Annotated in this window: 29 protein-coding genes and 1 pseudogene; 12 read left to right on the forward strand and 18 right to left on the reverse strand. The window is 69.5% G+C overall.

The window, feature by feature from the left end; all coding sequences use genetic code 11:
- Window positions 1–461, forward strand: a 461-nt coding sequence (locus tag ACFQ36_RS04765; RefSeq protein WP_377011151.1) for an ERAP1-like C-terminal domain-containing protein, incomplete at its 5' end; no start/stop codon positions are given.
- 126 nt (window positions 462–587) lie between these two features.
- Here the strand turns inward: ACFQ36_RS04765 and ACFQ36_RS04770 are convergent.
- From ACFQ36_RS04770 to ACFQ36_RS04795, 6 genes and pseudogenes are all read right to left on the reverse strand, one after another.
- Window positions 588–1,265 carry a hypothetical protein gene (locus tag ACFQ36_RS04770; RefSeq protein WP_377011153.1) on the reverse strand — a complete coding sequence of 226 codons (678 nt, stop codon included), beginning with the start codon at window positions 1,263–1,265 and terminating at the stop codon, window positions 588–590.
- Window positions 1,266–1,349: 84 nt separating this feature from the next.
- Window positions 1,350–2,411 (reverse strand): biotin/lipoate A/B protein ligase family protein, encoded by a 1,062-nt coding sequence (locus tag ACFQ36_RS04775; protein WP_377011154.1) that lies wholly within the window; start codon window positions 2,409–2,411, stop codon window positions 1,350–1,352.
- A 342-nt stretch (window positions 2,412–2,753) separates the two neighbouring features.
- Window positions 2,754–3,008: a type B 50S ribosomal protein L31 gene (locus ACFQ36_RS04780; RefSeq protein ID WP_377011156.1), complete on the reverse strand. Its 255-nt coding sequence runs from the start codon at window positions 3,006–3,008 to the stop codon at window positions 2,754–2,756.
- 133 nt (window positions 3,009–3,141) lie between these two features.
- Window positions 3,142–3,955: pseudogene (locus ACFQ36_RS04785) on the reverse strand (TrmH family RNA methyltransferase).
- Window positions 3,952–4,731 carry a sulfite exporter TauE/SafE family protein gene (locus ACFQ36_RS04790; protein WP_377011158.1) on the reverse strand — a complete coding sequence of 260 codons (780 nt, stop codon included), beginning with the start codon at window positions 4,729–4,731 and terminating at the stop codon, window positions 3,952–3,954. Before ACFQ36_RS04790 ends, ACFQ36_RS04785 begins: the two are co-directional and overlap by 4 nt.
- A 12-nt stretch (window positions 4,732–4,743) precedes the next feature.
- Window positions 4,744–5,532 (reverse strand): ABC transporter ATP-binding protein, encoded by a 789-nt coding sequence (locus ACFQ36_RS04795; RefSeq protein ID WP_377011160.1) that lies wholly within the window; start codon window positions 5,530–5,532, stop codon window positions 4,744–4,746.
- 102 nt (window positions 5,533–5,634) lie between these two features.
- Between ACFQ36_RS04795 and serB the strand changes: the two genes are divergently transcribed.
- The gene (gene serB, locus ACFQ36_RS04800; RefSeq protein ID WP_377011162.1) at window positions 5,635–6,537 is read left to right on the forward strand and encodes a phosphoserine phosphatase SerB; all 903 of its coding nucleotides are present in this window, start codon (window positions 5,635–5,637) and stop codon (window positions 6,535–6,537) included.
- 15 nt (window positions 6,538–6,552) lie between these two features.
- Here serB and ACFQ36_RS04805 read toward each other — a convergent pair whose 3' ends face one another.
- Window positions 6,553–7,308: an SDR family oxidoreductase gene (locus ACFQ36_RS04805; protein WP_377011164.1), complete on the reverse strand. Its 756-nt coding sequence runs from the start codon at window positions 7,306–7,308 to the stop codon at window positions 6,553–6,555.
- Window positions 7,309–7,558: 250 nt separating this feature from the next.
- Entirely contained in the window at window positions 7,559–8,278 is a 720-nt protein-coding gene (locus tag ACFQ36_RS04810) for a beta-ketoacyl-ACP reductase (protein WP_377011165.1), read from the reverse strand.
- A 169-nt stretch (window positions 8,279–8,447) separates the two neighbouring features.
- On the opposite strand from ACFQ36_RS04810, the gene ACFQ36_RS04815 reads away from it, so the two are divergent.
- From ACFQ36_RS04815 to ACFQ36_RS04825, 3 genes are read left to right on the forward strand one after another with little or no spacing between them, the layout of a single operon-like run.
- The gene (locus tag ACFQ36_RS04815; RefSeq protein WP_377011167.1) at window positions 8,448–8,891 is read left to right on the forward strand and encodes a DUF3099 domain-containing protein; all 444 of its coding nucleotides are present in this window, start codon (window positions 8,448–8,450) and stop codon (window positions 8,889–8,891) included.
- A complete protein-coding gene (locus ACFQ36_RS04820) occupies window positions 8,888–9,154 on the forward strand; it encodes a hypothetical protein (RefSeq protein WP_377011169.1) in 267 nt (88 codons plus the stop codon). Before ACFQ36_RS04815 ends, ACFQ36_RS04820 begins: the two co-directional genes overlap by 4 nt.
- Window positions 9,155–9,156: 2 nt before the next feature.
- Complete coding sequence (locus ACFQ36_RS04825; protein ID WP_377011171.1) at window positions 9,157–10,014, forward strand: SURF1 family protein; 858 nt, start codon at window positions 9,157–9,159, stop codon at window positions 10,012–10,014.
- Here ACFQ36_RS04825 and ACFQ36_RS04830 read toward each other — a convergent pair.
- A complete protein-coding gene (locus ACFQ36_RS04830; protein ID WP_377011173.1) occupies window positions 10,011–11,609 on the reverse strand; it encodes an ABC-F family ATP-binding cassette domain-containing protein in 1,599 nt (532 codons plus the stop codon). The genes ACFQ36_RS04825 and ACFQ36_RS04830 overlap by 4 nt on opposite strands.
- 90 nt (window positions 11,610–11,699) lie before the next feature.
- Between ACFQ36_RS04830 and ACFQ36_RS04835 the strand changes: the two genes are divergently transcribed.
- From ACFQ36_RS04835 to ACFQ36_RS04845, 3 genes are read left to right on the forward strand one after another with little or no spacing between them, the layout of a single operon-like run.
- Entirely contained in the window at window positions 11,700–12,371 is a 672-nt protein-coding gene (locus ACFQ36_RS04835) for a biotin transporter BioY (protein WP_377011175.1), read from the forward strand.
- A complete protein-coding gene (locus ACFQ36_RS04840; RefSeq protein ID WP_377011177.1) occupies window positions 12,368–13,177 on the forward strand; it encodes an energy-coupling factor ABC transporter ATP-binding protein in 810 nt (269 codons plus the stop codon). Before ACFQ36_RS04835 ends, ACFQ36_RS04840 begins: the two co-directional genes overlap by 4 nt.
- The gene (locus tag ACFQ36_RS04845) at window positions 13,174–13,821 is read left to right on the forward strand and encodes an energy-coupling factor transporter transmembrane component T family protein (RefSeq protein WP_377011179.1); all 648 of its coding nucleotides are present in this window, start codon (window positions 13,174–13,176) and stop codon (window positions 13,819–13,821) included. Before ACFQ36_RS04840 ends, ACFQ36_RS04845 begins: the two co-directional genes overlap by 4 nt.
- On the opposite strand, the gene ACFQ36_RS04850 is transcribed toward ACFQ36_RS04845, so the two are convergent.
- Together ACFQ36_RS04850 and ACFQ36_RS04855 are read right to left on the reverse strand one after the other, a co-directional pair.
- Window positions 13,818–15,008, reverse strand: coding sequence for a thiolase family protein (locus ACFQ36_RS04850; protein ID WP_377011181.1), 1,191 nt, complete (start codon window positions 15,006–15,008; stop codon window positions 13,818–13,820). The two genes, ACFQ36_RS04845 and ACFQ36_RS04850, sit on opposite strands and share 4 nt — an antisense overlap.
- Window positions 14,989–16,425: a class I adenylate-forming enzyme family protein gene (locus ACFQ36_RS04855; protein WP_377011183.1), complete on the reverse strand. Its 1,437-nt coding sequence runs from the start codon at window positions 16,423–16,425 to the stop codon at window positions 14,989–14,991. The genes ACFQ36_RS04850 and ACFQ36_RS04855 overlap by 20 nt, the downstream gene beginning before the upstream one ends.
- 192 nt (window positions 16,426–16,617) lie before the next feature.
- Between ACFQ36_RS04855 and ACFQ36_RS04860 the strand changes: the two genes are divergently transcribed.
- The gene (locus ACFQ36_RS04860) at window positions 16,618–17,520 is read left to right on the forward strand and encodes a neutral zinc metallopeptidase (RefSeq protein WP_377011218.1); all 903 of its coding nucleotides are present in this window, start codon (window positions 16,618–16,620) and stop codon (window positions 17,518–17,520) included.
- Here the strand turns inward: ACFQ36_RS04860 and ACFQ36_RS04865 are convergent.
- The 7 genes from ACFQ36_RS04865 to ACFQ36_RS04895 form a co-directional block, all read right to left on the reverse strand.
- Window positions 17,517–18,263, reverse strand: a complete 747-nt coding sequence (locus ACFQ36_RS04865) for a Pr6Pr family membrane protein (RefSeq protein WP_377011185.1) — start codon at window positions 18,261–18,263, stop codon at window positions 17,517–17,519. The two genes, ACFQ36_RS04860 and ACFQ36_RS04865, sit on opposite strands and share 4 nt — an antisense overlap.
- Window positions 18,264–18,400: 137 nt before the next feature.
- Entirely contained in the window at window positions 18,401–18,730 is a 330-nt protein-coding gene (locus ACFQ36_RS04870) for a metal-sulfur cluster assembly factor (protein WP_377011187.1), read from the reverse strand.
- 2 nt (window positions 18,731–18,732) lie between these two features.
- Window positions 18,733–19,494 (reverse strand): Fe-S cluster assembly ATPase SufC, encoded by a 762-nt coding sequence (sufC, locus tag ACFQ36_RS04875; protein ID WP_377011190.1) that lies wholly within the window; start codon window positions 19,492–19,494, stop codon window positions 18,733–18,735.
- Between the two features lie 55 nt (window positions 19,495–19,549).
- Window positions 19,550–19,909, reverse strand: a complete 360-nt coding sequence (locus tag ACFQ36_RS04880) for a non-heme iron oxygenase ferredoxin subunit (RefSeq protein ID WP_377011192.1) — start codon at window positions 19,907–19,909, stop codon at window positions 19,550–19,552.
- Window positions 19,909–21,210 (reverse strand): Fe-S cluster assembly protein SufD, encoded by a 1,302-nt coding sequence (gene sufD / locus ACFQ36_RS04885; protein ID WP_377011194.1) that lies wholly within the window; start codon window positions 21,208–21,210, stop codon window positions 19,909–19,911. Before sufD ends, ACFQ36_RS04880 begins: the two co-directional genes overlap by 1 nt.
- A complete protein-coding gene (sufB, locus tag ACFQ36_RS04890) occupies window positions 21,210–22,694 on the reverse strand; it encodes a Fe-S cluster assembly protein SufB (protein ID WP_377011220.1) in 1,485 nt (494 codons plus the stop codon). Before sufB ends, sufD begins: the two co-directional genes overlap by 1 nt.
- Window positions 22,694–23,497, reverse strand: a complete 804-nt coding sequence (locus ACFQ36_RS04895) for a helix-turn-helix transcriptional regulator (protein WP_377011196.1) — start codon at window positions 23,495–23,497, stop codon at window positions 22,694–22,696. The genes sufB and ACFQ36_RS04895 overlap by 1 nt, the downstream gene beginning before the upstream one ends.
- Before the next feature lie 107 nt (window positions 23,498–23,604).
- Here ACFQ36_RS04895 and ACFQ36_RS04900 point away from each other — a divergent pair, with 107 nt between their 5' ends.
- The 3 genes from ACFQ36_RS04900 to ACFQ36_RS04910 are packed head-to-tail and all read left to right on the forward strand — an operon-like array spanning window position 23,605 to window position 26,254.
- The gene (locus ACFQ36_RS04900; protein WP_377011199.1) at window positions 23,605–24,555 is read left to right on the forward strand and encodes an ABC transporter ATP-binding protein; all 951 of its coding nucleotides are present in this window, start codon (window positions 23,605–23,607) and stop codon (window positions 24,553–24,555) included.
- The gene (locus tag ACFQ36_RS04905; RefSeq protein ID WP_377011201.1) at window positions 24,552–25,295 is read left to right on the forward strand and encodes an ABC transporter permease; all 744 of its coding nucleotides are present in this window, start codon (window positions 24,552–24,554) and stop codon (window positions 25,293–25,295) included. The genes ACFQ36_RS04900 and ACFQ36_RS04905 overlap by 4 nt, the downstream gene beginning before the upstream one ends.
- Window positions 25,296–25,300: 5 nt before the next feature.
- Window positions 25,301–26,254, forward strand: coding sequence for a heme A synthase (locus ACFQ36_RS04910; protein WP_377011203.1), 954 nt, complete (start codon window positions 25,301–25,303; stop codon window positions 26,252–26,254).
- Window positions 26,255–26,323: the final 69 nt, after the last annotated feature.

Below are 26,323 nucleotides of genomic sequence, written 5' to 3' on the forward strand. Positions count from 1 at the left end.
CCAGGGACCGGACCGCGGCCGGCCGGGCCGGGCACCTGGCCGCCTTAACCGCGCGGCCGGACCCGGAGGTCAAGGCGCAGGCCTGGCAGGACGCCGTCGTCGGCGCCGCCCTGTCCAACCAGCTGCTGGACGCTGCGATCGACGGCTTCAATGCCGGCCCGCCCGAACTGCTGGAGCCGTTCATCGAGCCCTACTTCCGGAGCCTGGAGCAGGTCTGGGCCGGCAAGAGCATCGAACTGGCCGGCCGGATTGTCCGCGGGCTTTACCCTGCAGCCCAGGACCTGGCCGACGGCCAGGCGCCGGCCGGGCACCCCGTCGTTGTCCGCACGGACCAATGGCTCGCGCAACACGTCCAGGCGCCCGCTGCGCTGCGCCGGATCGTGATCGAACAGCGCGACCACCTGGTCCGCGCCCTCGCCGCGCAGGCCGTGACCGGTCAGCCGGAGGGGGCCGGCCGGTAAGACCGGGATACTCCCGCAAAGTTTCAGGGGCCCCGCAGCGGAAGCCAGCGCCGGGCGACCCCCCCGCGAGCCTGCGAAGGGTGGGAAACGCGGGGTGCCTGCTGCGCAAGGCCCGGGCCGCGGCTGTTACCGCGCCGGCAGGCAGGCGCCGGCGCCGCCTTGGCCGCCGTTGGAAAAGGCGGCCACCCGCTCGCCGGCGTTCCCGTGGTCTCCGGACTTCGTCCACGGGGTCTGGTCCGCCAGCACGCCCAGCGCCGAGACGAGCTCCTGCTGGTCGCCTTCCTCGAAGACCAGCGTGCCGTCCGCCGCGGCACCGTACAGGGACGCCCCGGCGAAGCAGTCGGCCTGCAGTTCCGAAGCCGGCGCCACCAGGGACGGATCCAGCCGGGCTTGCACGGCATGCCCCCATTCGTGCGCCACCACCAGATAGGGCCACGCGTCCCCGCTCTGGTAGCCGTTGGCCATCAGGCCGATGTCCCAGGCCAGGTAGTCGCCTTCGGGGCAGTAGTAGGCGTTTCCGGGCCCAAGCGGCACGCCGCCGCAGACCGGGGCGCTGGCCGGGTTCAACCCGTCATAGAGGCCAACCACGTTCGGCGAGGTGTAGGTTCCGGCGAAGTATTCGTTCCAGTGCGCGGCCCAGTAAGCGTCGGTGGCGCTTTGCGCGACGCCGATCTCCGTCTCCAAGCCTTCGCCCGGCACGGGTTCCGCGGGGGTGACGGCAGCGGCTCCCCCGGCGCTGGCCAGGATGGACGCGCCGGCCAGCGACAGTGCGGCGAACAGGCGGATTGTACGATGTGACGACATGTAGACCTCCCTAAAGGCGCACCAGTATACCGGTTCCGTTACGCATTCGTTACCCCTTGGCGTAACCGGAAGCCACCGGGGCCGCTACGGCACACGGCGCTGCCATTGTTCGGTGGCGAATTTCGTCTCCACCAGCTCCTTGGCGGCCGCCATTTCCGCCTCGCTGAAGCCGGCCTCGACGGCGCCGTAGCGGTCCTTGAAGGTCTGCATCATCACCTGGATGATCTCCTCGCGCGTGCGCCCGGTTTGCCGGCGCAGCGGGTCCACGCGTTTCTTGGCGCTGGCAATGCCCTTGTCGGAGATTTTCTCCTTGCCGATCCGCAGCACCTCCATCATCTTGTCGGCATCGATGTCGTAGGACATGGTGACATGGTGGAGCATGCCGCCGTTGGCCAGGCGCTTCTGGGCCGCGCCGCCGATCTTGCCTTCGGGTGTGGCAATGTCGTTCAGCGGCTGATAGAAGGCCTTGATTCCCAGCTTTTCCAGCGAGGCCATCACCCAGGCGTCAAGGAAGGCGTAGGAGGCCTCGATGGTCAGCCCGTCCACCAGGGTCTGCGGCAGGTAGAGCGAGTAGGTGATCGCGTTGCCGTGCTCCATGAACATGGCGCCCCCGCCGCTGATCCGGCGCACCACCGTGATCCCGTGGCGGCGGACGCCTTCCGGATCGACCTCGTTCTTCAGGGACTGGAAGCTGCCGATCACCACGGAGGGGGTTTCCCAGTCCCAGAACCGCAAGGTGGGTGAGCGCCGTCCGGCACCCACCTCGCGGGTGAGCACCTCGTCCATGGCCACGTGCATATGCGTGGGCAAGGGAGTCGGCGGAATGATCTGCCAGCTGTGGTCCAGCCAGCCGGTGGCCTTGGCCAGTGCGCGCCGCACTGCCACGGCCACGGCATCCGGGGAGAACCCGAAGAGGATCGCATCCGGCGGCAGCGCGGCGGAGATGGCTGCGGAAAACTCCCCATGGCTGCTCTCCGCGGACATGCCCTCCAGCGCACCATTGATCTGAACAAGTGCCTCGTCCGGTTCGAGGAAGAAGTCTCCGCTGATGGATACCTGCGCCAGCCGGCCGTCGGCGACCTCCAGGTCCGCTACTACCAGCTTGCCGCCGTGCACCTTGTATTCACCATGGTGGTGTACGGACATTCCTGCTCCTTTGGGCTTCGCCGGGCCGGGCGGACAAGGAGCCGGCCCCGCTTCCAGTACTACCACGGCCGGCCGGGCCGCGGGCACGCTCGACAATCACAGCATTTTTTCAGGTTAACCGGAGGTTGCATCCAGCCACGGCCTCTAATGTCTTAATCACCTCATAAAGGTGCGAGTGAAGAATAGCCGGCTGGCTACCGGCGATGGTCGGCAACTTCGGGAAAACTCCCCCCAACTTATCCCGAAGTTGCCGGCCTTTTCTTTGCCCGGGCGGAGGCCAAGGCTTAAAGCGCAATGCCCGCACCGTACGGTGCGGGCATTGCGCTTGGCAGGGGAAGCCGGTTACTTCTTGCCGAAGGTCTTGAAGCGGGCGTTGAAGCGCTCGACGCGGCCGGCGCTGTCCATGATGCGCTGCTTGCCGGTGTAGAACGGGTGCGACTCGGAGGAGATTTCCACCTCGATCAGCGGGTAGGTGTTGCCGTCTTCCCACTCGACCGTCTTGTTGGAGGAAGCGGTGGACCGGGTCAGGAAGGAAACGCCGGAGGCCAGGTCGCGGAAAACAACCGGGTTGTATGCCGGGTGGATGTCAGACTTCATAGTTGCACCTTTGATTCTCGCCCCTGGATTTTGCCAGCGGCATTTAAGGATGTGGAACAGCAGTTAGGCGGTTTGCGGCCCGAGGGGCCGGCACTCCACTTTACCTCATTGCCGGGACCGGCGGAAAATCCGTTCAGTGCGTGCGGCAGGCCCAGAAGGCCACGGCGCTGGCGGCGGCGACGTTCAGCGAATCCACCCCTTCGCGCATGGGGATCATCACCTTCAGGTCCACCTGGGCCAGCGTCTCCGGGAGCATGCCCGCGCCCTCGGTGCCCAGTACCAGCGCCAGCTTGCCGAAGCTGCGGCGTTCCAGCTCATCCAGGCTGATGGCATCCCCGGTCAGCTCCAGGGCCGCCGCCGTGAATCCCGCGGACCGCAGGGCGTGCATCTGCCCCGGCCAGTCCTCCAGCCGTGCCCACGGGATCTGGAACACGGTGCCCATGCTCACCCGGATGCTGCGCCGGTACAGCGGATCCGCGCAGCGCGGACTGATCAGCACCGCGTCCATGCCCATGGCCGCGGCGGAGCGGAAAATGGCGCCCACGTTCGTGTGGTCCACGATGTCCTCCAGCACCGCCACCCGCCACCCGCCGGGCGCCCTCGAGCGCCCGGGCCACGCTCAGCGGTGCGGGCCGGTGCATCGCGGCCATCGCGCCGCGGTGCAGGTGGAAACCGGTGATCGCCTCCAGCACCTCGGGGCTGCCCACGTATACCGGGACGCCGGGGAACTGCTCCAGCACGTCGGCCAGGTCCGGCAGCCACTTCTCGGCCAGGAAAAACGAGCGCGGCCGGTGGCCGGCCCCGATGGCGCGGCGCAGGACCCTGGAGCTTTCGGCGATGTACATGCCCTCCGCGGGTTCGCGCCGGCGGCGCAGCGCGGTGTCCGTCAGCTGGGTGTAGTCCGCCACGCGCGGGTCGGCGGGGTCGGTCAGGTACTGCAGGTTCATCCGTTCACCAGCTTCGCAATCATGGTCCACAGCGCCACCAGGCCCAGTGCCACGATGATGCCGCGCAGCACCACCGGCTTCAGCCTGCGCCCGACCGCGGACCCGAGGAGCGCCCCGACCAGCGAGCTGGCGGCGATCACCAGCACCACCGGCCAGTCGATCCGGTTGAACGCGAAGAGCATGTAGGACACCGCGGCGATGAGGTTCACGCCCAGCACCAGCACGTTCTTGACGGCATTGGCCTGCTGCATGGTCCCGTGCAGGAAGACCCCGAGGATGCCCAGCAGCAGCACCCCCTGCGCCGCCACGAAGTAACCGCCGTAGACACCGGCGCCGTACACCAGCGCCAGCAGCAGCCAGGGCCGGCTCTTCTGGCGCGCCTGGGCCGCCTGGCGTTCGCGGACCCAGGCCTGCAGCCGCGGCTGGAAGACCACGAAGCCCAGGGCCACCACAATCAGGAAAGGCGCCGCCACGCCGAAGACGCTGTCCGGCAGGTGCAGCAGCAGCCAGGCCCCGGTGATGCCGCCGACCAGGGATGCCGGCAGCAGCGCGGCCAGCGTGCGGCCCAGGCCCGCCAGCTCGCGGCGGTAGCCGTACACGCCGCCGAGATTGCCGGCGATCAGCCCCATCGCGTTGGAAATCGTGGCGGTGACCGGTGCGTAGCCCAGCGCCACCAGGATGGGGAAGGTGACCAGCGTGCCGGAACCAACGATGCTGTTGATGGTTCCCGCCCACAGCCCGCCGAGCGCGACGAGGGCAGCGTTGAGCGGCTCCACGGACCCGCGCGCCTAGGCGCGGCGGGCCACGGCGGTGTAACGGCCGCCGTCGGACCTGACCTCCAGCGGCAGGCCGAAGGTTTCGCTCAGGTTCTCCTCGGTGAGCACCCCGGCGATCGGGCCCTGCGCCACCACGGCGCCATCGCGCAGCAGCATGGCGTGGGTGAAGCCCGGGGGCACTTCCTCCAAGTGGTGGGTGACCAGCACCAGCGCCGGCGCGTCCTCGTCCGCGGCCAGCTGGCTCAGGCTGTGCACCAGTTCCTCGCGCCCGCCCAGGTCCAGGCCCGCGCCCGGCTCGTCCAGCAGCAGCAGTTCGGGATCGGACATCAGGGCCCGGGCGATCTGCACCCGCTTGCGCTCTCCTTCGCTGAGCGAGGCGAAGGTGCGGTTCATGAAGGTGGACATGCCCCAGGCATCCAGCAGCCGGAAGGCCCGGCGCTCGTCCATCCGCTCATACTGCTCGCGCCAGCGGCCGGTGACGCCGTAGGAGGCGGTGACCACCACATTGAGCACCGTTTCGTGCTCGGGAATCTGGGCGGCCAGGGCGGCCGAGGCCAGCCCGATCCGCGGCCGCAGTTCAAAGACATCGACCCGGCCCATGACTTCGTCCAGGATGCCGGCCACGCCGCGGGTAGGGTGCAGCCGCGCCCCGGCGATCTGCAGCAGCGTGGTCTTGCCGGCGCCGTTCGGCCCGAGGATCACCCAGCGTTCCCCGTCCCTGACCTGCCAGTCCACGCCGTCGAGCAGGACTTTATGCCCGCGGACAACGCTGACCCCGGCAAATTCAAGAACTTCACTCATATCAGTAGACACTAGGCTAAAACGCGTAGTATTCGCCAAACGGTACGCCGGATGCCGGATGATTGACCGGTAGGCCCATCGAACCTTGCAAAGGATTCACACATGCTTTCCCAGTTCCGCGTCGTTTCCTACGGACGTGTCCTCCCCGACGACTACCTCGCGGCGGTGCAGCAGGCCGTGGCCGGTGCCGGCGGGAAAGCGGATGCACCGGAGCGTTCCGCCAACGGCCGCTTCGAGGTGGCAGTGCTGCAGGTGGCGTACGACGGCGACGGCGAGGCCGGGCTGTCCGGCCTGCGCGACGCGGTGGCCGGGCCGGGCGCAGGCTACGGGGACGAAGTGGGCACCGCCGTCGTACCCGCGGCCCTGGCGGGGCCGGAGCGCAAGCTGCTGATCATGGATGTGGACTCCACCCTGATCAAGCAGGAGGTCATCGAACTGCTGGCCGAACATGCCGGCAAGCGCGACGAGGTGGCCGCCGTCACCGAGGCCGCCATGCGCGGCGAACTGGATTTCGCCCAGAGCCTGCATGCCCGGGTGGCCACGCTGGCGCAGCTGCCGGCGGACGTCATCGAGAAGGTCCGCGGCGCGGTGGAGTTGACCGACGGGGCCGCCGAGCTGATCCGGGCCTTCCAGGACCAGGGGCACGCGGTGGCGGTGGTCTCCGGCGGCTTCAGCCAGATCCTGGATCCGCTGGCCGAGGCCCTGAAACTCAGCCACTGGCGTGCGAACCTGCTGGGCATCGAGGACGGCAGGCTCACCGGCAAGGTGGTCGGCGAAGTGGTGGACCGGGCCGTCAAGGAGGCCTCGCTGCGCGAATGGGCCGCGGCCGAGGGCATCGACCTGTCCCGGACCATCGCGATCGGCGACGGCGCCAACGACCTGGACATGCTGGCGGCGGCCGGCCTGGGCGTTGCGTTCAACGCCAAGCCGGCCGTCCGGGCGGCAGCGGATGCCGCCATCACCATCGGGTACCTGGACGTGGCCCGGTACTTCGCCGGCGTGTAGCCGGCGGGCCCGGTCCTAGGCCCGGGCCTGCTTGAGGAAGCTGTCCGCCCCGCCCACCAGCTCGGTGTGGCCCGAGGGCACGTCGGCCGTGACCATCCTGGCCACCTCGGCGGCGAATTCCTCCACCGAGTACAGCCTGCCCGCGTCCGCCCGGCGCGCCTCGATGGCGCCGGGGCGGGCGCGGTCCAGCAGGGTCGCCGTGACCGTTCCTTCGATCATGTCGCCGGAGACCACCACCAGCGAGATGCCCTTGGCCTCCAGAGCCGGCAGCTGTTGGCGCAGGGCGTCTTCGCCGGCGCGCTTGCTGCGGGCCACCGGTTCGTACTCGGGCATGGTGGGCACGTCGTTGATGAAGTGGGCCTGGTGGCTGGTGACGAACACCACGCGGGAGCCTGCCGGCATGGCCTCGGCCGCGGCGTTGAGCATGTTCAGCTGGGCGTCCCGGTTCAGCCGCATGGCATAGTCCTCGCCCAGGCCGGCCTCCATGCCGCCGGAGGCGTTGAGCACCAGGATGTCCAGTCCGCCGAAGTTCTCCCTGGCCGCATCCACCAGCGCCCGGGCGCCTTCCGCCGACGTGAGGTCCGCGCCGACGGCCACGGCTCGGCCGCCGGCCTCCTCGATCCGGGCCACCACCTTGTTGGCGCGGGGAGCCTTCTGGCGGTAGTTGACGACGACGGCGGCACCTTCCGCGGCCAGCAACGCGGCCACCTCGGCCCCGATGCCGCGGGAGGACCCCGTCACGATTGCTGTTTTGCCTTCCAATGCGCCCATGGCTGCTCCTTCGAGTTGGAAAATGAAGGCCCTCCCTTGTAGGGAAGGCCTAACGAAAACGGCTCCGGGAACCATCTTGCCAGTCCCCGGAGCCGGATCGGTTGTAGGGTGCCCACAAAAAGGGAGCGCCCAAGTGAAGCAGCAGGGGTGCCCGGCCTGAACCTGCGAAGGCCGGGGTGGCTGCTGAACGGAGTGGGGCGCGAGGGCCCCGGTGTGGCGGCGAAGCCGACACTCCGGGAACGCCCCAATCCTAGTGGCCCATGCCGAGCCCGCCGTCCACGGGGATCACCGCCCCGGAAATGTAGGCCGCTTCATCGCTGGCCACCCAGCGCACCACGTTTGCCACTTCTTCCGGCTCCGCGAACCGGCCGGCCGGGATGCTGCCCAGGTAGCTCTTCTGCGTTTCCTCAGGCAGCGCGGCCGTCATGTCCGTGTTGATGAACCCCGGGGCAACCACGTTCGCCGTGATGCCGCGGGAGCCCAGCTCGCGGGTCAGCGACCGGGCCATGCCCACCAGGCCGGCCTTGGACGCGGCGTAGTTAATCTGCCCGGGGGAGCCGTAGAGGCCCACCACGGAGGAAATCAGCACCACACGCCCCTTCTTCAGGCGAATCATCCCCTTGGAGGCGCGCTTGAGCACACGGAAGGCCCCGGCGAGATTGGTGTCCACCACGCTCGTGAAGTCTTCTTCGCTCATCCGCAGCAGCAGCGTGTCCCGGGTGATGCCGGCATTGGCCACCAGCACTTCCACCGGGCCGTGGGCCGCCTCGACCTCGGTAAAGGCCGCGTCCACGGACGCGGCGTCCGTCACATCCGCCTTGACCCCGAGCAAACCCTCGGGGACTTCCCCGCTGCGGTAGGTGATGGCTACCTTGTCGCCGTTGGCCTCGAAGGCCCGGGCAATGGCCAGGCCGATCCCCCGGTTGCCGCCGGTGACCAGGACGCTGCGGCCCTGCTGTTCGTTCTGCACTCAATACCTCCGTGGTTCCTGTCGGTGCTCATAAAGAATCCTAGCGTTCGCCGCCTCCCCCTCCCCCGCAGGCTCGGGACGGGCCCCGGCCGCCTCACTTTCCGCTGCCTGCCCGGGCTTTGGCACGGCCGCCGGACATGGGAGAATTGAACAGGCCCTTGGGAGAGTGATGAGCGCACGGTCGGATAACAACGGGGAAGTCCTGAACATTACGGACGCCCAGGAAAGCCATACGGATGAGATGCACCGCCGCATGGTCAAGTACACCGTGGCCATGTCCGTCCGCCTGGCCTGCCTGCTGCTTTTCTTCTTCATCCCCGGCTGGCAACGCTGGCTGTTCGTGGCCGGCGCCGTCTTCCTGCCGTGGATCGCGGTGGTCATCGCCAACGGCGGCGCGGACAAAAGCCGGATCGGCCCCAGCGACGCCCTGCTGGACCACGCTCCGATGGCCGAGCTGCCCTCGGCCGAATCCGTCGCCGAGCGCGACCGCGTGGACATCCTTCCCGGCGAAGTGGTCGAGGATGACGACGCCGGGCCGGAGGCAGCCCGGGCCGAGGACCCGCCCGGTGGTCCCGCCACACCCCGCGATGCCGGCGGCAGGGACGCTGCATGAGCATTTTCGACCAGCTTTCCGGCGGTGCGTCCCGCGTGGACGGACTGCCGGCCGAAAGAGTCTGTTCCCGCAAGGGCTGCCGCGCCGAAGCTGCCTGGCAGCTGCTCTGGAACAACCCCCGGATCCACACGCCCGAGCGGCGCAAGATCTGGCTTGCCTGTGCCGGTCACCGGGACTGGCTGGAAGAATACCTGAAGCTGCGCGGGCTCTGGCGCCAGACCCTGGCCTTGCCCGGCACAGCCGACCCGAAAGGCGGAGACTAGGCGTGTACCGGTTCCTCTTGAGCAGCAAATGGACCGGTTGGTTCCTCCTGGCGGTCCTTGCCGCAGCCGTCTGCGTGGCCTTGGCCAACTGGCAGCTGGACCGCCGCGACCACGCCCGCGAGGCGGTTTCCGCCGTCGAAACGAACTACGACCGCGCTCCGGTCCCCTTCGAACGGATGCGCGATGCCTTCGACACCTATGATCCCAGTGCCGAGTGGACTCCCGTGGTGCTGCACGGCACCTATGACGAAGCCGGGCAGCGGATCGTGCGCAACCGGCCGCTGAACGGCCAGCCCGGCTACGAGGTGCTGGTGCCGCTGCGCCTGGACAGCGGCGAGGCAGTCATTATCGACCGCGGCTGGCTGCCGATCGGCAACCGGGAGACCGGGCGTCCGGACGAGATTCCCGCGGCACCGCAGGGCAAGGTCACCGTTGTCGCACGCCTGAAGGCCGGCGAGGACTCCATCCAGCGCGGCGCCCCGGAGGGCCAGCTGGCCTCCATCCAGCTCACCGACTATGCCGCGGAGCTGGACTATCCGCTGCTAACCGGGGGCTACGGCCTGATGGCCGCGGAATCCCCGGCCCCGGCCACCGCCCCGACGGCGCTGCCGAAACCGGCCGTTGACGAAGGCCCGCACCTGTCCTACGCGATGCAGTGGATCGCGTTCGGCCTCCTGGTTTTCGTCGGGTACGGCTATGCCGCCCGCCAGCATGCCCTGGGAACCGCCCGGCCGGAGGAAGAGGACAGCGGATTCCATCAGGCGAACCCGGCGCCGCGGCCGGCCCGGCCCCAGCGCGCCCGCAAGCGGCCGACGGCCGAGGAGGAAGAGGACGCCCTGCTGGACGCGCAGGGCTTCTAGGCCAGGGTGACCAGGTCCAGGTAATCCTCGTTCCACAGGTCCTCCACGCCGTCCGGCAGCAGCACCACGCGCTCCGGGTTCAGCGCTTCCACGGCGCCCTCGTCGTGGCTGACCATCACCACCGCGCCGCTGTAGTTGCGCAGCGCGCCCAGGATCTCGGCCCGGCTGGCCGGGTCCAGGTTGTTGGTCGGCTCGTCCAGCAGCAGCACATTCGCCGAGGACGCGACGATGGTGGCCAGTGCCAGCCTGGTCTTCTCCCCGCCGGAGAGCACGCCGGCCGGCTTGTCCACGTCGTCGCCGGAAAACAGGAACGAACCGAGGATGTTGCGCACCTCGGTATCGCGCAGGCCGGGGGCCGCGGTGCGCATGTTCTCCAGCACGGTGCGTTCGGTGTCGAGGGTTTCGTGCTCCTGGGCGTAGTAGCCGACCTTCAGTCCGTGGCCGGGTACCACTTCCCCGGTGTCCGGCTGGTCCACCCCGGCCAGCATCCGCAGCAGGGTGGTCTTGCCCGCGCCGTTGAGTCCGAGGATCACCACGCGGGAGCCGCGGTCAATGGCCAGGTCCACGTCCGTGAAGATCTCCAGCGAGCCGTAGGACTTGCTCAGTCCGGAGGCCGTCATCGGAGTCTTGCCGCAGGGCGCCGGATCCGGGAAGCGCAGCGCAGCCACCTTGTCCTGCGCCCGCACCGAGTCCAGCCCGCTGAGCAGGCGCTCGGCGCGCTTGGCCATGTTCTGCGCGGCGACTGCCTTGGTGGCCTTGGCGCGCATCTTGTTGGCCTGGTCCAGCAGCACCTGGGCCTTCTTCTCCGCGTTGGCCCGTTCGCGCCGGCGGGCGCGCTCGTCCGTCTCGCGCTGCTGCAGGTAGCGCTTCCAGTTCATGTTGTAGATGTCCACCACGGCACGGTTGGCGTCCAGATGGAAGACCTTGTTGACCGTGGCCTCCAGCAGGCCGGTGTCGTGGCTGATCACGATGAGTCCGCCCGAGTGGTTCTGCAGGAAGTCGCGCAGCCAGCTGATCGAGTCCGCGTCCAGATGGTTGGTGGGCTCATCCAGCAGCATGGTGTCCGCCCCCGAGTACAGGATGCGTGCCAGCTCCACGCGGCGGCGCTGGCCGCCGGAGAGGGTCTTCAGCGGCTGGTTCAGGATGCGCTCGGGCAGGGCCAGGTTGGAGGAGATGGCGGCCGCCTCCGCCTCGGCGGCATAACCGCCGGCGGCGAGGAATTCAGCCTCCAGCCGGTCGTAGCGGCGCATCGCCCTGGCATGGACCTCCGGGTCTTCGCTGGCCATCTCCAGCTGCGCCTTGCGCAGCTTGCCGACGACGACGTCGAGGCCGCGGGCGGACAGGATCCGGTCCCGGGCCAGTTGCTCCATGTCCGGGGTCCGCGGGTCCTGCGGCAGGTAGCCGATTTCGCCGCTGCGGAGGACCTCACCGGCCGCGGGCAGCGCCTCGCCGGCCAGGACCTTGGTCAGGGTGGTCTTGCCGGCGCCGTTGCGGCCCACCAGCCCGATCTTGTCCCCCTTGTCCACGCGGAAGTTCACCGCTTCCATGAGCAGCCGGGCGCCGGCGCGCAGTTCAAGGTCAACTACGGAAATCACGGGGAGGGCGCCTTTCACAGGGCAGATGCGGGGATTCAGCGGAGGGTTGCAGCAAATGCAACCTCTCCATATTACCGAAGCCTGACAACTATGTCCGCCCGCGTCCTGGTCCCCACTATCCTCAATAGCATGGATCCATCCAGGAAATCACCCTCGACGCCGGCACTGCAGCCCGCTTCCGGCACGTCCCGCGCCGGCTGGACCAGCCGCGACATTTCCCTGATTGCCGTTTTCGCCGCCCTGATGGCCGCGTCCATCGTCGTTCCGCCCATCCCCGCGGGCAACGTCCTTGGCGTGCCGATCACCATCCAGACAACGGTGGTCACCCTGGCCGGACTGGTGCTCGGCGCCGGCCGCGGCGCGGCGGCCGTCGGCCTCTATGTCCTGGTCGGCCTTGCCGGGCTGCCGATCTTCAGCGCGTTCCGGGGCGGCCTGGGTGTGCTGGCCAGCGGATCCGCAGGCTACATCCTGTCCTTCCCGCTGGCGGCCGCCATCGTGGGGCTCCTGGCGCAGCTGGTGCTGCGCCGGAACCTGCGCCGGCGCGGACTCTGGCTTTTTGCCGCGACGTTCGGCGGCCTGTTCGCGACCCACATCCTGGGCATCTGCGGCATGATGGTCAACGGACAGATGCCGCTGCCGGCGGCGCTGGCAGCGGACCTGCCCTTCATCCCGGGCGACATCCTGAAGAATGTGCTGGCCGTGCTGGTGGCCCTCAGCGTCCACCGGGCCTTCCCGGATGTGCTGGTGCGCCGCGCCCGGTGAACTCCTCTCCGACCAGCCAGGTCAGCTTCACGAACGTCGAGGTCACCGTCCCCGCCGGCCCGGGGCCCGGGCACGGCGGAGGCGCCCCGGCGGCGCCGCGGGCCATCCTGCGCGGCCTCAGCGCCAACCTGACGGAACGGCGCATTGCCGTCATCGGCGGAAACGGTTCCGGAAAGTCCACCTTGCTGCGCCTGGTCAACGGCCTGGTCCGCCCGACCGCCGGACAGGTCCGGGTCAACGGGCTGGACCCGTCGGCCGAGGGCGGCAAGGTCAGGCGGCAGGTCGGGTTCGTCTTCACGGATCCGCTCTCGCAGCTGGTGATGCCCACCCCGCGCGAGGACGTGGAACTCTCGCTGCGCCGGGTCCACCGGCGCGGAGCCGACAGGCGGCAGGCCGCCGGGGACATCCTGGCGGCCTACGGCCTGGCGGAGCTGGCGGACAACAGCATCTACGACCTCTCCGGCGGGGAACGCCAGCTGGCCGCGCTGGCCACGGTGCTCGCCGTCAACCCCGGCATCCTCGTCCTCGATGAGCCCTCCACGCTGCTGGACCTGCGCAACACGCAGCTGCTGCACCGGGTTTTCGCCACCTTGGACCAGCAGCTGATCATGGCCACGCACGACCTGAACTTTGCCGCGGACTTCGACAGGGTGCTGGTCATCCACCGCGGGGAGGCGGTCTTCGACGGCAACGCGGCCGACGCCGTCGCCTTCTACCGCCGGCTGTGCGCCGACGACACGGCCTGGCCCCGAACCGCCGGCCGGTATCCGGGGCACAGTTCGCCGGCCGGGAACAGCACGCCGTGAGAGGCCATGCATACCTGGTTGGCGCCTACCGCCCCGGATCCTCGTTTGTCCACCGGCTGCCGCTGCGGTTCAAGATGCCCCTGCTGCTGGGCCTGGGCGCAGCCGCCATCGCCGTCCCCGGCGCCGTCCCGCGCTCGCTGTTGCTGCTGGCGGTACTTGCCCTGCACTTCGCCGCCGGCGGGGGCTTGGGGCAGCTGCTCTCCCCGCTGAAACCAATGTGGCTGTTCCTGCTGGTCCTCATCGCCTACCAGGGCTGGCAGAACGGCCCGCTGGCCGCCTGGCGGGTGCTCTCCGGGCTGCTGGCCTGCCTCTACGCAGCCAACATCCTGCTCACCACCACGCCGGTGCAGCGCCTGCTGGACGCGCTGGTGGCCGCCGTGCATCCGTTGCGGCGCTTCGGGGCCGATCCGGAACGCTTCGCGCTGGCCGTCGGACTCATGCTGCGCAGCATTCCGTTCCTCATCGGCTCCTTCGGCGACGTGCGCGAAGCAGCCAAGGCCCGCGGGCTGGAGCGGAACCCGCGCGCACTGGTCCTGCCGGTGCTGATCAATGCAGTGGCCTATGCGCGGCAGACCGGCGATGCGCTGGCCGCCCGGGGCCTGGGCGAAAAGGACGACGGCGGGCCCGTCCGGCCGCGGGACTAGCCGGAGCGCACCCAATCGAACAGGGCCGCGGTCCCCATCCCGCCGGCGATGCTGGCGGCCGCCAGCAAGGGTCGCCCGTCCCGGTCCCCGCCGCGGGCCTGCTGCAGCAGGCGCAGCACGAGGAATGCCCCGGAGGCTCCGTACGGATGCCCGAAGGCCAGCGCCCCGCCCTGGAGGTTGGCCCGCTCCGGTGTCACCTGAAGCATCCGGAGCGAGGCGATTGCCTGGGCGGCGAACGCCTCGTTGAATTCCACCCGGCCCAGGTCCGCGCCGCGAAGGCCGTGGTCCGCCAGCAGCCGGGCACCCGCACGGCCGCCGCCGATGCCCGGCAGGTTCGGATCGGTTCCGGCCGTTGCGGCCCCGCGAAACCGAAGCCCGCCGGCGAAGCCGAGCCGTTCGGCAACGTCGCGGCTGGCCACCAGGACCACGGCGGCGCCGTCGGCGTCCGCGCAGGAATTGCCGGCGGTGACGGTTCCCGAGGGCACGAAGGCCGCGGGGAATCTGTGCAGCAGCGCCGGCCCCAGGTTCTTTCGTGGCCCCTCGTCCGCCGTGCTGTCGGCGGCCCCGCGGGCGGGGACGATCTCCTCGGCGAACGCCCCCGCGTCGGCGGCCGCCAGGGCCCGCTGGTGGCTGCGCAGCGCGAAGGCATCCTGCTCGGCCCGGTCCACCTCCCAGCGGGCCGCCACGGCTTCGGCTGCCACCCCCATGTCCGGATCGCCGAGGGCCTCCGGCGCAAAGCGTGCCCGGCCGTAAAAGTCCGGCGCACCGGAGGACGAGGTCAGGCGATGGGCGCGCAGCGGGGCGGTGCTGCAGCTTTCGACCCCGCCGGCCAGGTACAGCTGCCCGGCACCGGCGGCGACCAGCCGGCAGGCCAGGACGATGGCGTCGAGGCCCGAGCCGCACTGTCGGTCGACGGTCAGGCCCGGCACCGACGCCGGCAGCCCCGCTTCCAGCAGTGCCAGCCGCGCCACGTTGCCGCCGCCGCCGACCGCATTGCCGATGACCACGTCGTCGATCCGTTCCGCCTGCAGACCGGCGTTGCGCACGACCGCGGACAGCACCGGAGCCAGCAGCGCATCGGCGGTGGTGCTCCCCCACATGCCGTTCAGCCGCCCGAAGGCGCTGCGCCGGCCCAGCACGACCACCGGCTCCCGGCGCGGATCCGGGCTAGCCGACAATGCGGACATCGGCGTCTCCTGCCTCGATGGCACGGGCCAGGACGGCCCGCGCGGTCTTGCCGCCATGGCCCCGGGGCCACTCGCGGACCCAGTAGAACCGCCGCGGCACCTTGAACGGCGCCAGCTCCCCGGCGCACAGTCCGCGCAGGGCTCCGGCCGTGAGCTCCGGCGGTCCGTCGCTGCGGAGCACCGCCGCCACGGACCGGCCCCGCGACGCGTCCGGCAGCCCGACGACGACGGCGTCGCATCCGTGCGACCGGAGCACTTCCTCGATCTCGTGCGGATACACATTGAAGCCGCCGGTGACAATCATGTCCGATGACCGCCCCGCCACGTGGAGCTGTCCGTCCGCATCCAGCCAGCCGTAGTCTCCCACCGTGGCCCACTGCCCCTCGCGGCGGAAGGAGATCCCGTCGTCACCGGCCACGTAGCCTTGGCAGACCATGTCGCTGCGCACCCAGATGGTGCCCGGTCCCCGGCCTGCGGCATCGCCTGCGCCCCCGCCGTCCGGGGACCCGATCCGCAGCTCGACCCCCGGGAAGGGCCGGCCTACCAGATGCGGGCCGGCCCCGGGGGTTGCCAGGCGCGCCGCCACGAAGCTGAGCTCGGAGGCACCGTAGTATTCGTGGACCGCCGCACCCGGGGCGAGCCGGTGCAGGACGCCGACCTCCTCCCCGCCGAGCTTGGCGCCGCCGGAGACCACGGAACGCACCGACGGCCACGGGCTCCTGGCCCTGAGCCCGAGCATCCGCAGCTGGCTGGGCACGGCGACCAGCCGCGTGGCGGTCCCGGTGGTGAGCAGGTCCAGGGCTGCGGCGGTGTCCGGTGCCGTCTGGCCGTAGAAGGTGGCGCCGGCGTAGAGGCACTCGGCCAGTGCGTACAGGCCCAGGCTGGCCGAGAGGGGTCCGGGAACCAGCACGCGGTCCCCCGGTGCCGTCCCGAAGTATGCCGTACTGCGTTCCAGCGACCGCTGCCACGAGCCCACGGTCCGCACGAAGGCCTTGGGCATCCGGGTTGTGCCCGAGGTGAAGCCGCAGTAAAAGAGCCGGCCGGGCCCGCCGTCGGCCAACGCCGCCGGGCTGCCGGCGGAACCTTCGGGTGTGGCAAAGTTGGCGCCGGTGAAGACAGCGCCCGGTCCCAGCCGGTCCAGCGCCGCTGCACGGACCGGATCGGGCCAGGCCGGATCCAGCACCGCGGCGATGCGGCCGCGGCCCACCACGGCGGTAAAGGCGACAACGAAATCGAGGGTATTGCCCAGGTCGAGGGCAACCAGCTCCGGCAAGGACCCGCCGTCCGGCTCCGGCAGGCGCAGGCCCGCAGCCCGCCGGCACAGCTGCGCATAGCTGAGCCGCTGCCCGTCGATGACGGCGGCATCGCGGTCCGGGCAGCGGGCGGCCCAGTCCACCAGCCGGTCCACAAAAGGCATCTGCGGCTTCCTCCGACCTTTCCTGGGCCGCAACCCGGCCCTGCCCGGGTCCGGCGCGGGCACGCCGGACCACCCCATTCTATGTTCCGGGCCGTCCGGACAGCTGCCGCAGCTGCCCGGACGGCCCGGGCGGGGCGGGAAGCCGGCAGGAAGGCCGGCCACGTGCGCGCCCCGCCGGGCTATCCTGACTCCATGAGTTTCAACGAGGGCTCGCAGCTGGACACCTCCCAGGTCTCGGACATGCGGGGCGGGATGGGCACGAAGATCGCCGTCGGCGGCGGCGGTTTGATCCTGCTCATCGCCAGCCTGCTGGGCATACCGCCGCAACTGCTGCAGGGCCTGGGCGTGGGCGCGGAGCAGTCCACGCAGCAGGAGGCCACCGGCGCGGGCAGCATCGCCGAGGAATGCCGCACCGGCGCGGATGCCAACGCCCGCCGAGACTGCCGCATTGTCGGCACGGTGAACAGCCTCAACCGCTTCTGGGCCGCGGAGCTGCCCAAGTACAACATCCAGTACCCCGTGCCAAGGACCGTGCTGTTCACCGGCGGGGTCAGCACCGGCTGCGGCCAGGCGTCCAGCGCCGTGGGGCCGTTCTACTGCCCGGTGGACCGGACGGCATATTTCGATACCGGCTTCTTCGACCAGCTCACCGGCCAGCTCGGTGCCGCAGAAGGTCCGCTCGCGGAGGAATACGTGGTGGCCCACGAGTTCGGCCACCACATCCAGAACCTCACCGGCGCCCTCGACTACTCACAGCAGGACCCGCAGGGCGCCGAATCCGGCGCGGTCCGGGTGGAACTGCAGGCGGACTGCTATGCCGGCGTCTGGGCGCGCAACGCGACGGGCCAGGTGGATCCGTCCACCGGCCGGCCGTTCATGAAGGATTTCTCGCAGCAGGACCTGCAGGTGGCGCTGTCCGCTGCGGCCGCCGTGGGCGATGACCGAATCCAGCAGGCCAGCCGCGGCTACGTGAACCCGCATACCTTCACGCACGGCACCAGCGCCCAGCGGCAGGCGTGGTTTGTGCAGGGCTACAACACCGGCGATCCCGCGAAGTGCGACACGTTCGGCGCCCAGGACCTGGACAATCCCTAGCCGCGGTCCGTCCCGGGCCGGTCCGCGGGACCGAAGCCGGGCAGGAAGCCGTCCGGCTCCCGTCCCATCCGCCGGTCCAGGAACAGGTACAGGAACGCCGCGCCCAGCCAGCCGAGCAGGACGAACACCCCGGCAGTCAGCACCGGCACGAGGCCCGCAGCAGCGGCGTCCACGGGCGGGTAGGGGTACCAATCCGTGGCCGCGCCACGGACCAGGGTCCAGAGCAGCCAGAAGACCGGGAAGACCAGGCTCCACAGCGCGGTACTCTCCCGGATCCTGGGGCGCGGGCCGAACATCAGCCAGCCCGCGACCACCAGGATGGGCACGACGTAGTGCAGGACCCGGTCTCCCCACACGGTGGCCGCGTTCAGCCCGGTGAACTCGGCCAGGCCGCGGTACGGGGTGAACTGCAGCAGGAACACCAGCGCGGCGGCCACCAGCGCGGCCAGGCGCGCGGCACGCCAGAACCTGCCGCCGCTCCGCGCCGAGTCCACGGCAAGGCTCGCCGCGACGGCGAGGACCAGCAGGCCCGCCTGCACGCTGAAGTAGCTCAGGAAGTTCCACCAGGCGTGGGCCGGCGCCGCGCCGTAGGCCGGCGAGCCCAGCATGGCCGCTGCCTCCAGCACCAGGCCCGCGGCGGCCGCCAGGGCGGTCACGCCGTGGTAGACCCTCGCCACCAGTACCTCGTTGTAGCGCCCCGCGGCCGGGCGTGTGGTTTCGGCTTGAACCGGAAGTTCGCTCATGGACACGACTCTAACGGCAATCGGGCCGGCTGCCGGAGCCGGCAGCCGGCCCGATTGCCGGTCAATCCATAAACCAAGGGCGGGGCAGCCGGGTCCCTGCGTGGCGCGCCAGCGGCACGACAGGGACTGCCCAATCGCTAAATGTTGAAGCCCAGGGCGCGCATTTGGTCGCGGCCGTCGTCGGTAATCTTCTCCGGACCCCACGGCGGCATCCAGACCCAGTTCAGGCGCCACTCGTCCACGACGCCGTCCAGCGCCTTGGCGGTCTGCTCCTCGATCACGTCGGTGAGCGGGCAGGCCGCGGTGGTCAGGGTCATGTCGATCAGCAGCGCGCCGTCCTCGGCGTACTTCAGGCCGTACAGCAGGCCCAGGTCCACCACGTTGACGCCCAGCTCGGGATCGATCACATCCTTGAGGGCTTCCTCGACGTCCTCCAGGGACGTCTGCGGAACATTGGTTTCAGTCATGGTCATGCCTTCGCAGCAGCAAGGTAGCGGTCGTAGCCCTCTTCCTCCAGGCGGTCGGCCAGCTCGGGGCCGCCCTCCTCGGCGATCTTGCCGTCGACGAACACGTGTACGAAGTCCGGCTTGATGTAGCGCAGGATTCGGGTGTAGTGGGTGATGAGCAGGGTGCCCATCCCGCCGCGGGCGAACTCGCGGTTGTGGCCTTCGGAGACCACCTTGAGGGCGTCCACGTCCAGGCCGGAGTCGGTTTCGTCCATGATGGCGAACTTCGGCTTGAACAGCTCAAGCTGCAGGATCTCCACGCGCTTCTTTTCGCCGCCGGAGAAGCCCTCGTTGACATTGCGCTGGGCGAAGTCCGCGTCGATGCGCAGCTGCGCCATTGCTTCCTTGACTTCCTTGGTCCAGGTCCGCAGGCTCGGCGCCTCGCCGTCGAGCGCGGTCTTGGCGGTGCGCAGGAAGTTGGTCATGGTCACACCGGGGACCTCCACCGGGTACTGCATGGCCAGGAAGAGACCGGCCCGGGCGCGCTCGTCCACGCTCATCTCCAGGACGTCCTCGCCGTCCAGGGTGATGGAGCCGGAGTCCACGGTGTACCGCGGGTGCCCGGCAATGGTGGCGGCCAGGGTGGACTTGCCGGAACCGTTCGGGCCCATGATGGCGTGGATTTCGCCGGTCTTGATGGTCAGGGACACGCCCTTGAGGATCTCCTTGGTGCCCTGCTCCGTCTCGATGCTGACGTGCAGGTCCTTGATTTCCAGAGTCGACATACTGTCTGCTTTCTCCTGTGCGCACCCAGGGTGCGTTGTGAAGTTGGTGAAGTATTTAGTTGGTGGTGGGAGCCGGGACCCCGTTGAGCACGGTGGTGACGTCCACGTAGACATTCCCGTCGTGCACGGCCAGGGCGAACACCGGGACCGGCTCGAAGGCCGGCAGGCTCTGCGGCTGGCCGGTGCGCAGATCGAACTGCGAGCCGTGCCCCCAGCATTCGATGCTGCAGTCCTCGACGTCCCCCTCGGCGAGGGAGTAGTCCTCGTGCGAGCACGTATCGCCGATGGCATGCAGTTCGCCGTCGGAATCGCGCACGACCGCCACCGGATAGTCGTCGACCAGCACGCGCAGCGCCTGCTTGACCTTGACGTCCTCGGCGGCGCACACGGGCCTGCCCTGCGGGATGGCGGACATCAGTTGTTGCCTGCCGCCAATTCGCGCTCGACGGCGGCGGTGAGCCGCTCCTCGAGGGCCGGCACCTTGATCTGCTGGATGATCTCGTGCAGGAAGCCGCGGACCACCAGACGCCGTGCGGCGTCCTCGGGGATGCCGCGGGCCATCAGGTAGAACAGCTGCTCGTCGTCGAACCGGCCGGTGGCGCTGGCATGGCCGGCGCCCTCGATCAGCCCGGTTTCGATCTCCAGGTTCGGCACCGAGTCGGCGCGCGCGCCGTCGGTCAGGACCAGGTTGCGGTTGACCTCGTAGGTGTCGGTGCCCTCGGCCTCCTTGCGGATCAGCACGTCGCCCACCCAGACGGTGTGCGCGTCCTTGCCCTGCAGCGCGCCCTTGTACAGCACGCGGGACTTGCAGTTGGCCACCGCGTGGTCCACGAACAGGCGCTGTTCCAGGTGCTGGCCGGCGTCGGCGAAGTACAGGCCGTACATCTCCACGTCGCCGCCGGGCTGGGTGAACCTCGACGTCGGGGTGACCCGGACCAGGTCCCCGCCGAGGCTGACGACCACATGCTTGAACTTCGCGTCCCGGCCGATCCGCGCCGCCTGCGCGGAGGCGTGCACGGCGTCGTCGTCCCATTCCTGGACCGAGACCACGGTCAGTTCGGCGCCGTCCTGGACCTCGATCTCGACGTTCTGGGACAGCGTCGCGGTGCCCTTGTGGTCCAGCACGACGACGGCCTTGGAGAACTTCTCCGCGACGATCACGATGTGCTGGGCAGCCGGGTCCTTGCTGTAGCCGTTGACCGAGACGATGATGCCGGTCTCTGCCTGCAGTTCGGCCGGAATGGTGAGGACGGTGGCCTTGCCGAAGGCTTCCCAGGCGGCAGCGGCGACCCGGTCTTCCGGAATGCCGGCGGTGCCGATCCGGGCATCCTCGCGGCCGACGGTCTCGACCTTGATGCCGGCCGGGGCTTCGGTGCCGTCCGGGCCGCTGACGGCGACCGTCGGGGCAGCCCCGTTCAGTTCGTCCGTGTGCAGGCCGCGCAGCCGCTTGAGCGGGGTGAACCGCCAGTCCTCCTCGCGGCCGGTGAGCGGGGCGAAGTCGGCCAGCCTGTAGGAGGTCAGTCGGCCGGCCCGGGAGCTGTCCGGCACCCCCACGCCGCCGCCGTGGCTGTGGCCCTTGGTGCTGGCACCGCCCAGCGGCCCCCTCGGGGAGCTGTCGGCCAGCGGGGAGAGGTTTTCGCCTTCTTCGGTGAATCCGTCGATCACGGGCGCGGCTGACGGGGCACCAATACGTGCCTTCTCAGTCATTTCAGTCATTAACCTACGGATCCTTCCATCTGCAGTTCGATCAGGCGGTTCAGCTCGAGCGCGTATTCCATCGGCAGCTCGCGGGCAATCGGCTCGATGAAGCCGCGCACGATCATCGCCATGGCCTCGTCCTCGGGCAGGCCGCGGGACATCAGGTAGAACAGCTGCTCCTCGCTGACCCGCGAGACCGTGGCCTCGTGGCCCATGGTCACGTCGTCCTCGCGGATATCCACGTACGGGTAGGTGTCCGAGCGGGAGATGGTGTCCACCAGCAGTGCATCGCAGCGCACCGTGTTGGCCGAATGCTCCGCGCCCTCGCGGACCTGGACCAGGCCGCGGTAGGCCGCCCGGCCGCCGCCGCGGGCCACGGACTTGGAAATGATCGAGCTCTTGGTATTCGGCGCGATGTGCACCATCTTCGAGCCGGTGTCCTGGTGCTGGCCTTCGCCGGCGAAGGCGATGGACAGCGTCTCACCCTTGGCGTGCTCGCCGACCAGGTAGACCGCCGGGTACTTCATGGTCACCTTGGATCCGATGTTGCCGTCGATCCACTCCATGGTGGCGCCCTCGTGGGCGATGGCGCGCTTGGTGACCAGGTTGTAGACGTTGTTGGACCAGTTCTGGATGGTCGTGTACCGCACCCGGGCGTTCTTCTTGACGATGATTTCGACGACGGCGGAGTGCAGCGAGTCCGAGGTGTAGATCGGCGCGGTGCAGCCTTCGATGTAGTGGACGTAGGAGCCCTCGTCGGCGATGATCAGGGTCCGCTCGAACTGGCCCATGTTCTCGGTGTTGATCCGGAAGTAGGCCTGCAGCGGGATTTCCACGTGCACGCCCGGGGGCACGTAGACGAAGGAGCCGCCGGACCAGACGGCGGTGTTCAGCGAGGCAAACTTGTTGTCCCCCACCGGGATGACCGAGCCGAAGTACTCCTGGAAGATCTCCGGATGCTCGCGCAGGCCGGTATCGGTGTCCAGGAAGATGACACCCTGCTTCTCCAGGTCCTCGCGGATCTGGTGGTAGACCACCTCGGACTCGTACTGGGCGGCGACGCCGGCGACCAGGCGGTTGCGCTCGGCCTCCGGAATGCCCAGCTTCTCGTAGGTGTTGCGGATGTCCTCCGGGAGTTCCTCCCAGCTGCCGGCCTGCTTCTCGGTGGAGCGGACGAAGTACTTGATGTTATCGAAGTCGATCCCGGACAGGTCCGCGCCCCAGGTGGGCATGGGCTTGCGGTCGAAGTACTTCAGGCCCTTCAGGCGCAGGTCCAGCATCCACTCGGGCTCGTTCTTCTTGGCCGAGATGTCGCGGACAACGTCCTCGTCCAGGCCGCGGCGGGCATTAGCGCCGGCGTCGTTCTTGTCGGCCCAGCCGTACTCGTAGGTGCCGATGCCGTGCAGCTCGGGGTTCTTCTCAAGAATCTCGGAAATGGTGGTGTCCGGAACGTCGGTCGACCCGACTGCGTCCTGGATGCGGTGATCCACTTGGTCCGTCATCACGGCCTCTCTTGCAGCTTGATGGATACTCTTCTGGTGCCTGCCGCCGGCTCATCCTCCTGAGCCGCAGACCTTGTTCGACCCACGGGGATGTGGGTCGTACACACATGCCCGCCGCTCGCCAGGGTGGACAGACGGCGCACGTCCACTCCCAGGAGCCGGGCGAAAACTTCGGTTTCACTGTCGCAAAAGATCGGGAAATCGGCTGCCAGCTGCTGGACCGGGCAGTGCCCCTGGCACAGCTGCATGCTCAGCATCACCGTGCCGGCCCTGCTCTGCTGCCCGGTACCGACCAGCCGGGTGGACCCGACGAAACCGTCCTGCGCCAGGAGCCGGGCCAGGGCCTCGGCCCGGGCCCGGATGTCCGGCCCGGCCGCCTCGATGACCGGACGGTAGCGCTCCTCCATCTCCCGGTAGCGGTTGCGGGCGAAGTCGGCGACGGCGTCCGTCCCGGCGGCCTGGGCCAGCGCGGCCAGCGCGGTACGCGCAATATCCAGGTAGTCGTCGCCGAGCTTGGACTGGCCTTGGCGGCTGAGCACGTACTTGCGCGCCGGGCGGCCGGCCCCGTTCGCCGAGTTGGAGACCAGCTTGACCTCGATCAGGCCCTTGCGCGAGAGCGCGTCCAGATGCCGGCGCACCGCTGCGGGGGTAAACCCCAGCTGTTCGCCCAACTCCGCCGCGCTGATCGGACCGTGTTCCAGCACCGCGCTGAGCACGCGGTCCCGGGTGCGCTCCTCCGGCTCCGGCAGCGTGTGCGCCGCCTCGGAGGCGCGCAAAGATGCAGGATTAGTCACGGAATACACAACACAATCATGACTTATTCTCTTCCGCCCCTCCAGTAAGGCAGTCCTTAGCCTCTGCCGCACTGCCGTTCTACGCGGCGTAGAACCCCGTGCCGTAGAATGGTCCGGTGCCTAAATCGGAACCCTGCCTCGACATCCAGGGGCTTGTAAAAGACCTGGGCCCGGTGGAGGCCCTGGACAATAAAATGGTCCGGGTGCTCGACGGCGTCCACCTGCGCGCCTTCCCCGGCGAAGTCACCGCCCTGCTCGGCCCCAACGGGGCCGGCAAGACCACCACCCTGGCCTGCGCCCAGGGGCTGCTCAAACCCAACGGCGGCACCGTCCGGCTGCTGGGCCAGGATCCCTACCAGGCCGGCGCCGGCCTGCGCAGCCGCGTCGGCGTCATGCTCCAGGAAGGCGGCCTGCCCCAGGCCGTCCGCCCGATCCCGCTGCTGCGGCACGTGGCCGGCATGTACCGGCAGCCGCGCAACGTGGACGAACTCGCTTCGCGGCTGGGCATCAACTCGTTCGCCAACACCCCGATCCGCCGACTCTCCGGCGGGCAGAAGCAGCGCGTCGCGCTGGCCGCGGCACTGGTGGGCAACCCGGAAGTGCTCTTCCTCGACGAGCCGAGCGCGGGCCTGGACCCGCAGTCCCGCTCGGTGGTTTTCGAACTAATCCAGGAACTGCGCGGCGAGGGCCTGGGCATCATCCTGACCACCCACCTGATGGACGACGCGCAGCGGCTGGCCGACTATGTCTTCATCATCGACGCCGGCAGGACCGTGCTGCACGGCACCGTTGCCGAACTGACTGCCGCCACCGACCAGAGCGCCGGCGTGGACCGGCTGTTGACCTTCGACGCCGCCCCCGGGCTGCACTTCCCGCCGGTGGCCGGCCTGGAGGTGGCCGAAACCGTACCGGGCCGCTACAGCCTGACCGGTCCGCTGACCCCGGCCCACCTGCAGGCCCTGGCGGCGGCCTGGGCGGACCAGTCGATCATGCCCTCGGCCATCCATATGGCCCCGCGGTCGCTGGAGGACGTCTTCCTGGACATCTCCGGAAAGGAACTCCGATGAGCGCACCGGCTTCGCTGGCCCGCCGGGTCCTGCTGCAGGGCCGTTACGAGACCCTGGCCATGCTGCGCAACGGCGAGCAGCTGCTGATCGCCATCATCCTGCCGCTGATGGCCCTGGTCGGGCTGACGGTCACTCCCCTGCTGGACACCTTCACCGACAGCCGGATCGACCTGGCAGCGCCCGGCGTGCTGGCCCTGTGCACCGTGTCCACGGCCCTGACCGGCCAGGGCATCGCCACCGGCTTCGACCGGCGCTACGGCGTGCTGCGCTTCCTGTCCACCACCCCGCTGGGCCAGAGCGGGCTGATCCTGGGCAAGATCATCGCGGTGCTGTCCGTGATGGCGATCCAGGTTGTCGTCGTCGGGGGCACCGCCCTGCTGCTGGGCTGGCACCCGGCGCCCGGCGGCCTGCTGCCGGCCCTGGTCCAGCTGGTGCTCGGCGCCGCGGCCTTCACCTCGCTGGGACTGCTAATCGCCGGCACCGTGCGGCCCGAGGCCACGCTGGCCATCACCAACCTGCTCTGGGTGCTGCTCGCCGCCGCCGGCGGCATCCTGTTTCCGACCGCCAGCTGGCCGGATCTGTACGAGCCGGCGGCGCACCTGTTGCCCTCGACCGCGCTGGGTGATGCCCTGCGCAGCGCGCTGATCGACGCGCAGTTCAACCCCCTCGCATCCGTCATCCTGCTGGTCTGGACCGTACTGGCCAGCCTGGCCGCCATCCGTTGGTTCAAATGGAGCTGAACACCATGCCCGCAACACCTGCAACACGCCTGAGCGAATCCGCCGGCCGGCTCCCCGCTGCGCCGAACCGGGCGGTCCGGGGCCTGGCCGTGGCCTCGCTGGTTTCCGAGATCCTCATCGTGGTGACCGGCGGCGCCGTCCGGCTGACCGCCTCCGGCCTGGGCTGTCCCACCTGGCCCAAGTGCACCCCCGAATCGCTGGTGGCCACGCATGAGATGGGCATCCACGGTGTCATCGAGTTCGGCAACCGGACACTGACCTTCGTCCTCGCCGTCATTGCCGGGGCCATGCTGGTCTCGGTGTGGCACATGCGGCGGACGCGCAAGGACTTGTTCGGCCTGTCGATCGCCCTGCTGCTGGGCATCCCCGCCCAGGCGGTGATCGGCGGCATTACCGTCTGGACGCACCTGAATCCCTGGGTGGTTGGCTGCCACTTCATCGTGTCCATGGCGATGATTGCCGCCGCCACCCTCCTGGTCCACCGGGCCTGGCTGGGCAATGACGAGGCCGCGGCCCGGGTTCCGGCCCGCGGCACGCCCGCCGTGCGGCAGCTGCTTTGGACCAGCGGCGTGCTCAGCGCCGTCGCTATCGTCCTGGGCGTGATCGTGACCGGATCCGGCCCGCATGCCGGGGACGCGAACGCGCCCCGCAACGGGCTGGATTCGGACTTGATCACCCGGGCGCACGCCATACCCGTTTACCTGCTGGTGGCCTGCGCGGTGGTGCTGCTGGTCATGGTCCTGCGCACCCGCGAACTCACGCGGCTGCGCCGGCCCCTGGTGCTCTTCGCCGTCGTCATTGCCCTGCAGGGAGCCATCGGCTACATCCAGCACTTCACCGGACTGCCCATCCTGCTGGTGGCCCTGCACATGCTCGGCGCCTCCCTGCTGGCAGCCGCGGCCACCCACGCCATCTACGTGGGGACCACCCGCCGGCCGCTGGCCGCCGAGCGCGCCTGAGGTTACCGGAAGTTGGCAGCCCGGCTGCCGCAAGGGCCAGGGCCTGTCCTGTGGCTCGCTGCTCCGGCC

This window comes from Arthrobacter sp. GCM10027362, from assembly GCF_042679445.1.
In the GTDB taxonomy this organism is placed as follows: Bacteria; Actinomycetota; Actinomycetes; order Actinomycetales; family Micrococcaceae; genus Crystallibacter.

Bases quoted from the DNA above. Each gene is read 5' to 3' on its own strand.
- ACFQ36_RS04860 (WP_377011218.1), top strand. From the start codon at position 16,618: ATGAGTTTCAACGAGGGCTCGCAGCTGGACACCTCCCAGGTCTCGGAC.
- ACFQ36_RS04905 (WP_377011201.1), top strand. From the start codon at position 24,552: ATGAGCGCACCGGCTTCGCTGGCCCGCCGGGTCCTGCTGCAGGGCCGT.
- ACFQ36_RS04805 (WP_377011164.1), bottom strand. From the start codon at position 7,308: ATGGGCGCATTGGAAGGCAAAACAGCAATCGTGACGGGGTCCTCCCGC.
- ACFQ36_RS04910 (WP_377011203.1), top strand. From the start codon at position 25,301: ATGCCCGCAACACCTGCAACACGCCTGAGCGAATCCGCCGGCCGGCTC.
- ACFQ36_RS04780 (WP_377011156.1), bottom strand. From the start codon at position 3,008: ATGAAGTCTGACATCCACCCGGCATACAACCCGGTTGTTTTCCGCGAC.
- ACFQ36_RS04820 (WP_377011169.1), top strand. From the start codon at position 8,888: ATGAGCATTTTCGACCAGCTTTCCGGCGGTGCGTCCCGCGTGGACGGA.
- ACFQ36_RS04855 (WP_377011183.1), bottom strand. From the start codon at position 16,425: ATGCCTTTTGTGGACCGGCTGGTGGACTGGGCCGCCCGCTGCCCGGAC.
- ACFQ36_RS04770 (WP_377011153.1), bottom strand. From the start codon at position 1,265: ATGTCGTCACATCGTACAATCCGCCTGTTCGCCGCACTGTCGCTGGCC.
- ACFQ36_RS04850 (WP_377011181.1), bottom strand. From the start codon at position 15,008: ATGTCCGCATTGTCGGCTAGCCCGGATCCGCGCCGGGAGCCGGTGGTC.
- ACFQ36_RS04775 (WP_377011154.1), bottom strand. From the start codon at position 2,411: ATGTCCGTACACCACCATGGTGAATACAAGGTGCACGGCGGCAAGCTG.
- sufD (WP_377011194.1), bottom strand. From the start codon at position 21,210: ATGACTGAAATGACTGAGAAGGCACGTATTGGTGCCCCGTCAGCCGCG.
- ACFQ36_RS04795 (WP_377011160.1), bottom strand. From the start codon at position 5,532: ATGAGTGAAGTTCTTGAATTTGCCGGGGTCAGCGTTGTCCGCGGGCAT.
- ACFQ36_RS04835 (WP_377011175.1), top strand. From the start codon at position 11,700: ATGTCCGCCCGCGTCCTGGTCCCCACTATCCTCAATAGCATGGATCCA.
- serB (WP_377011162.1), top strand. From the start codon at position 5,635: ATGCTTTCCCAGTTCCGCGTCGTTTCCTACGGACGTGTCCTCCCCGAC.
- ACFQ36_RS04815 (WP_377011167.1), top strand. From the start codon at position 8,448: ATGAGCGCACGGTCGGATAACAACGGGGAAGTCCTGAACATTACGGAC.
- ACFQ36_RS04865 (WP_377011185.1), bottom strand. From the start codon at position 18,263: ATGAGCGAACTTCCGGTTCAAGCCGAAACCACACGCCCGGCCGCGGGG.
- sufC (WP_377011190.1), bottom strand. From the start codon at position 19,494: ATGTCGACTCTGGAAATCAAGGACCTGCACGTCAGCATCGAGACGGAG.
- ACFQ36_RS04880 (WP_377011192.1), bottom strand. From the start codon at position 19,909: ATGTCCGCCATCCCGCAGGGCAGGCCCGTGTGCGCCGCCGAGGACGTC.
- ACFQ36_RS04870 (WP_377011187.1), bottom strand. From the start codon at position 18,730: ATGACTGAAACCAATGTTCCGCAGACGTCCCTGGAGGACGTCGAGGAA.
- sufB (WP_377011220.1), bottom strand. From the start codon at position 22,694: ATGACGGACCAAGTGGATCACCGCATCCAGGACGCAGTCGGGTCGACC.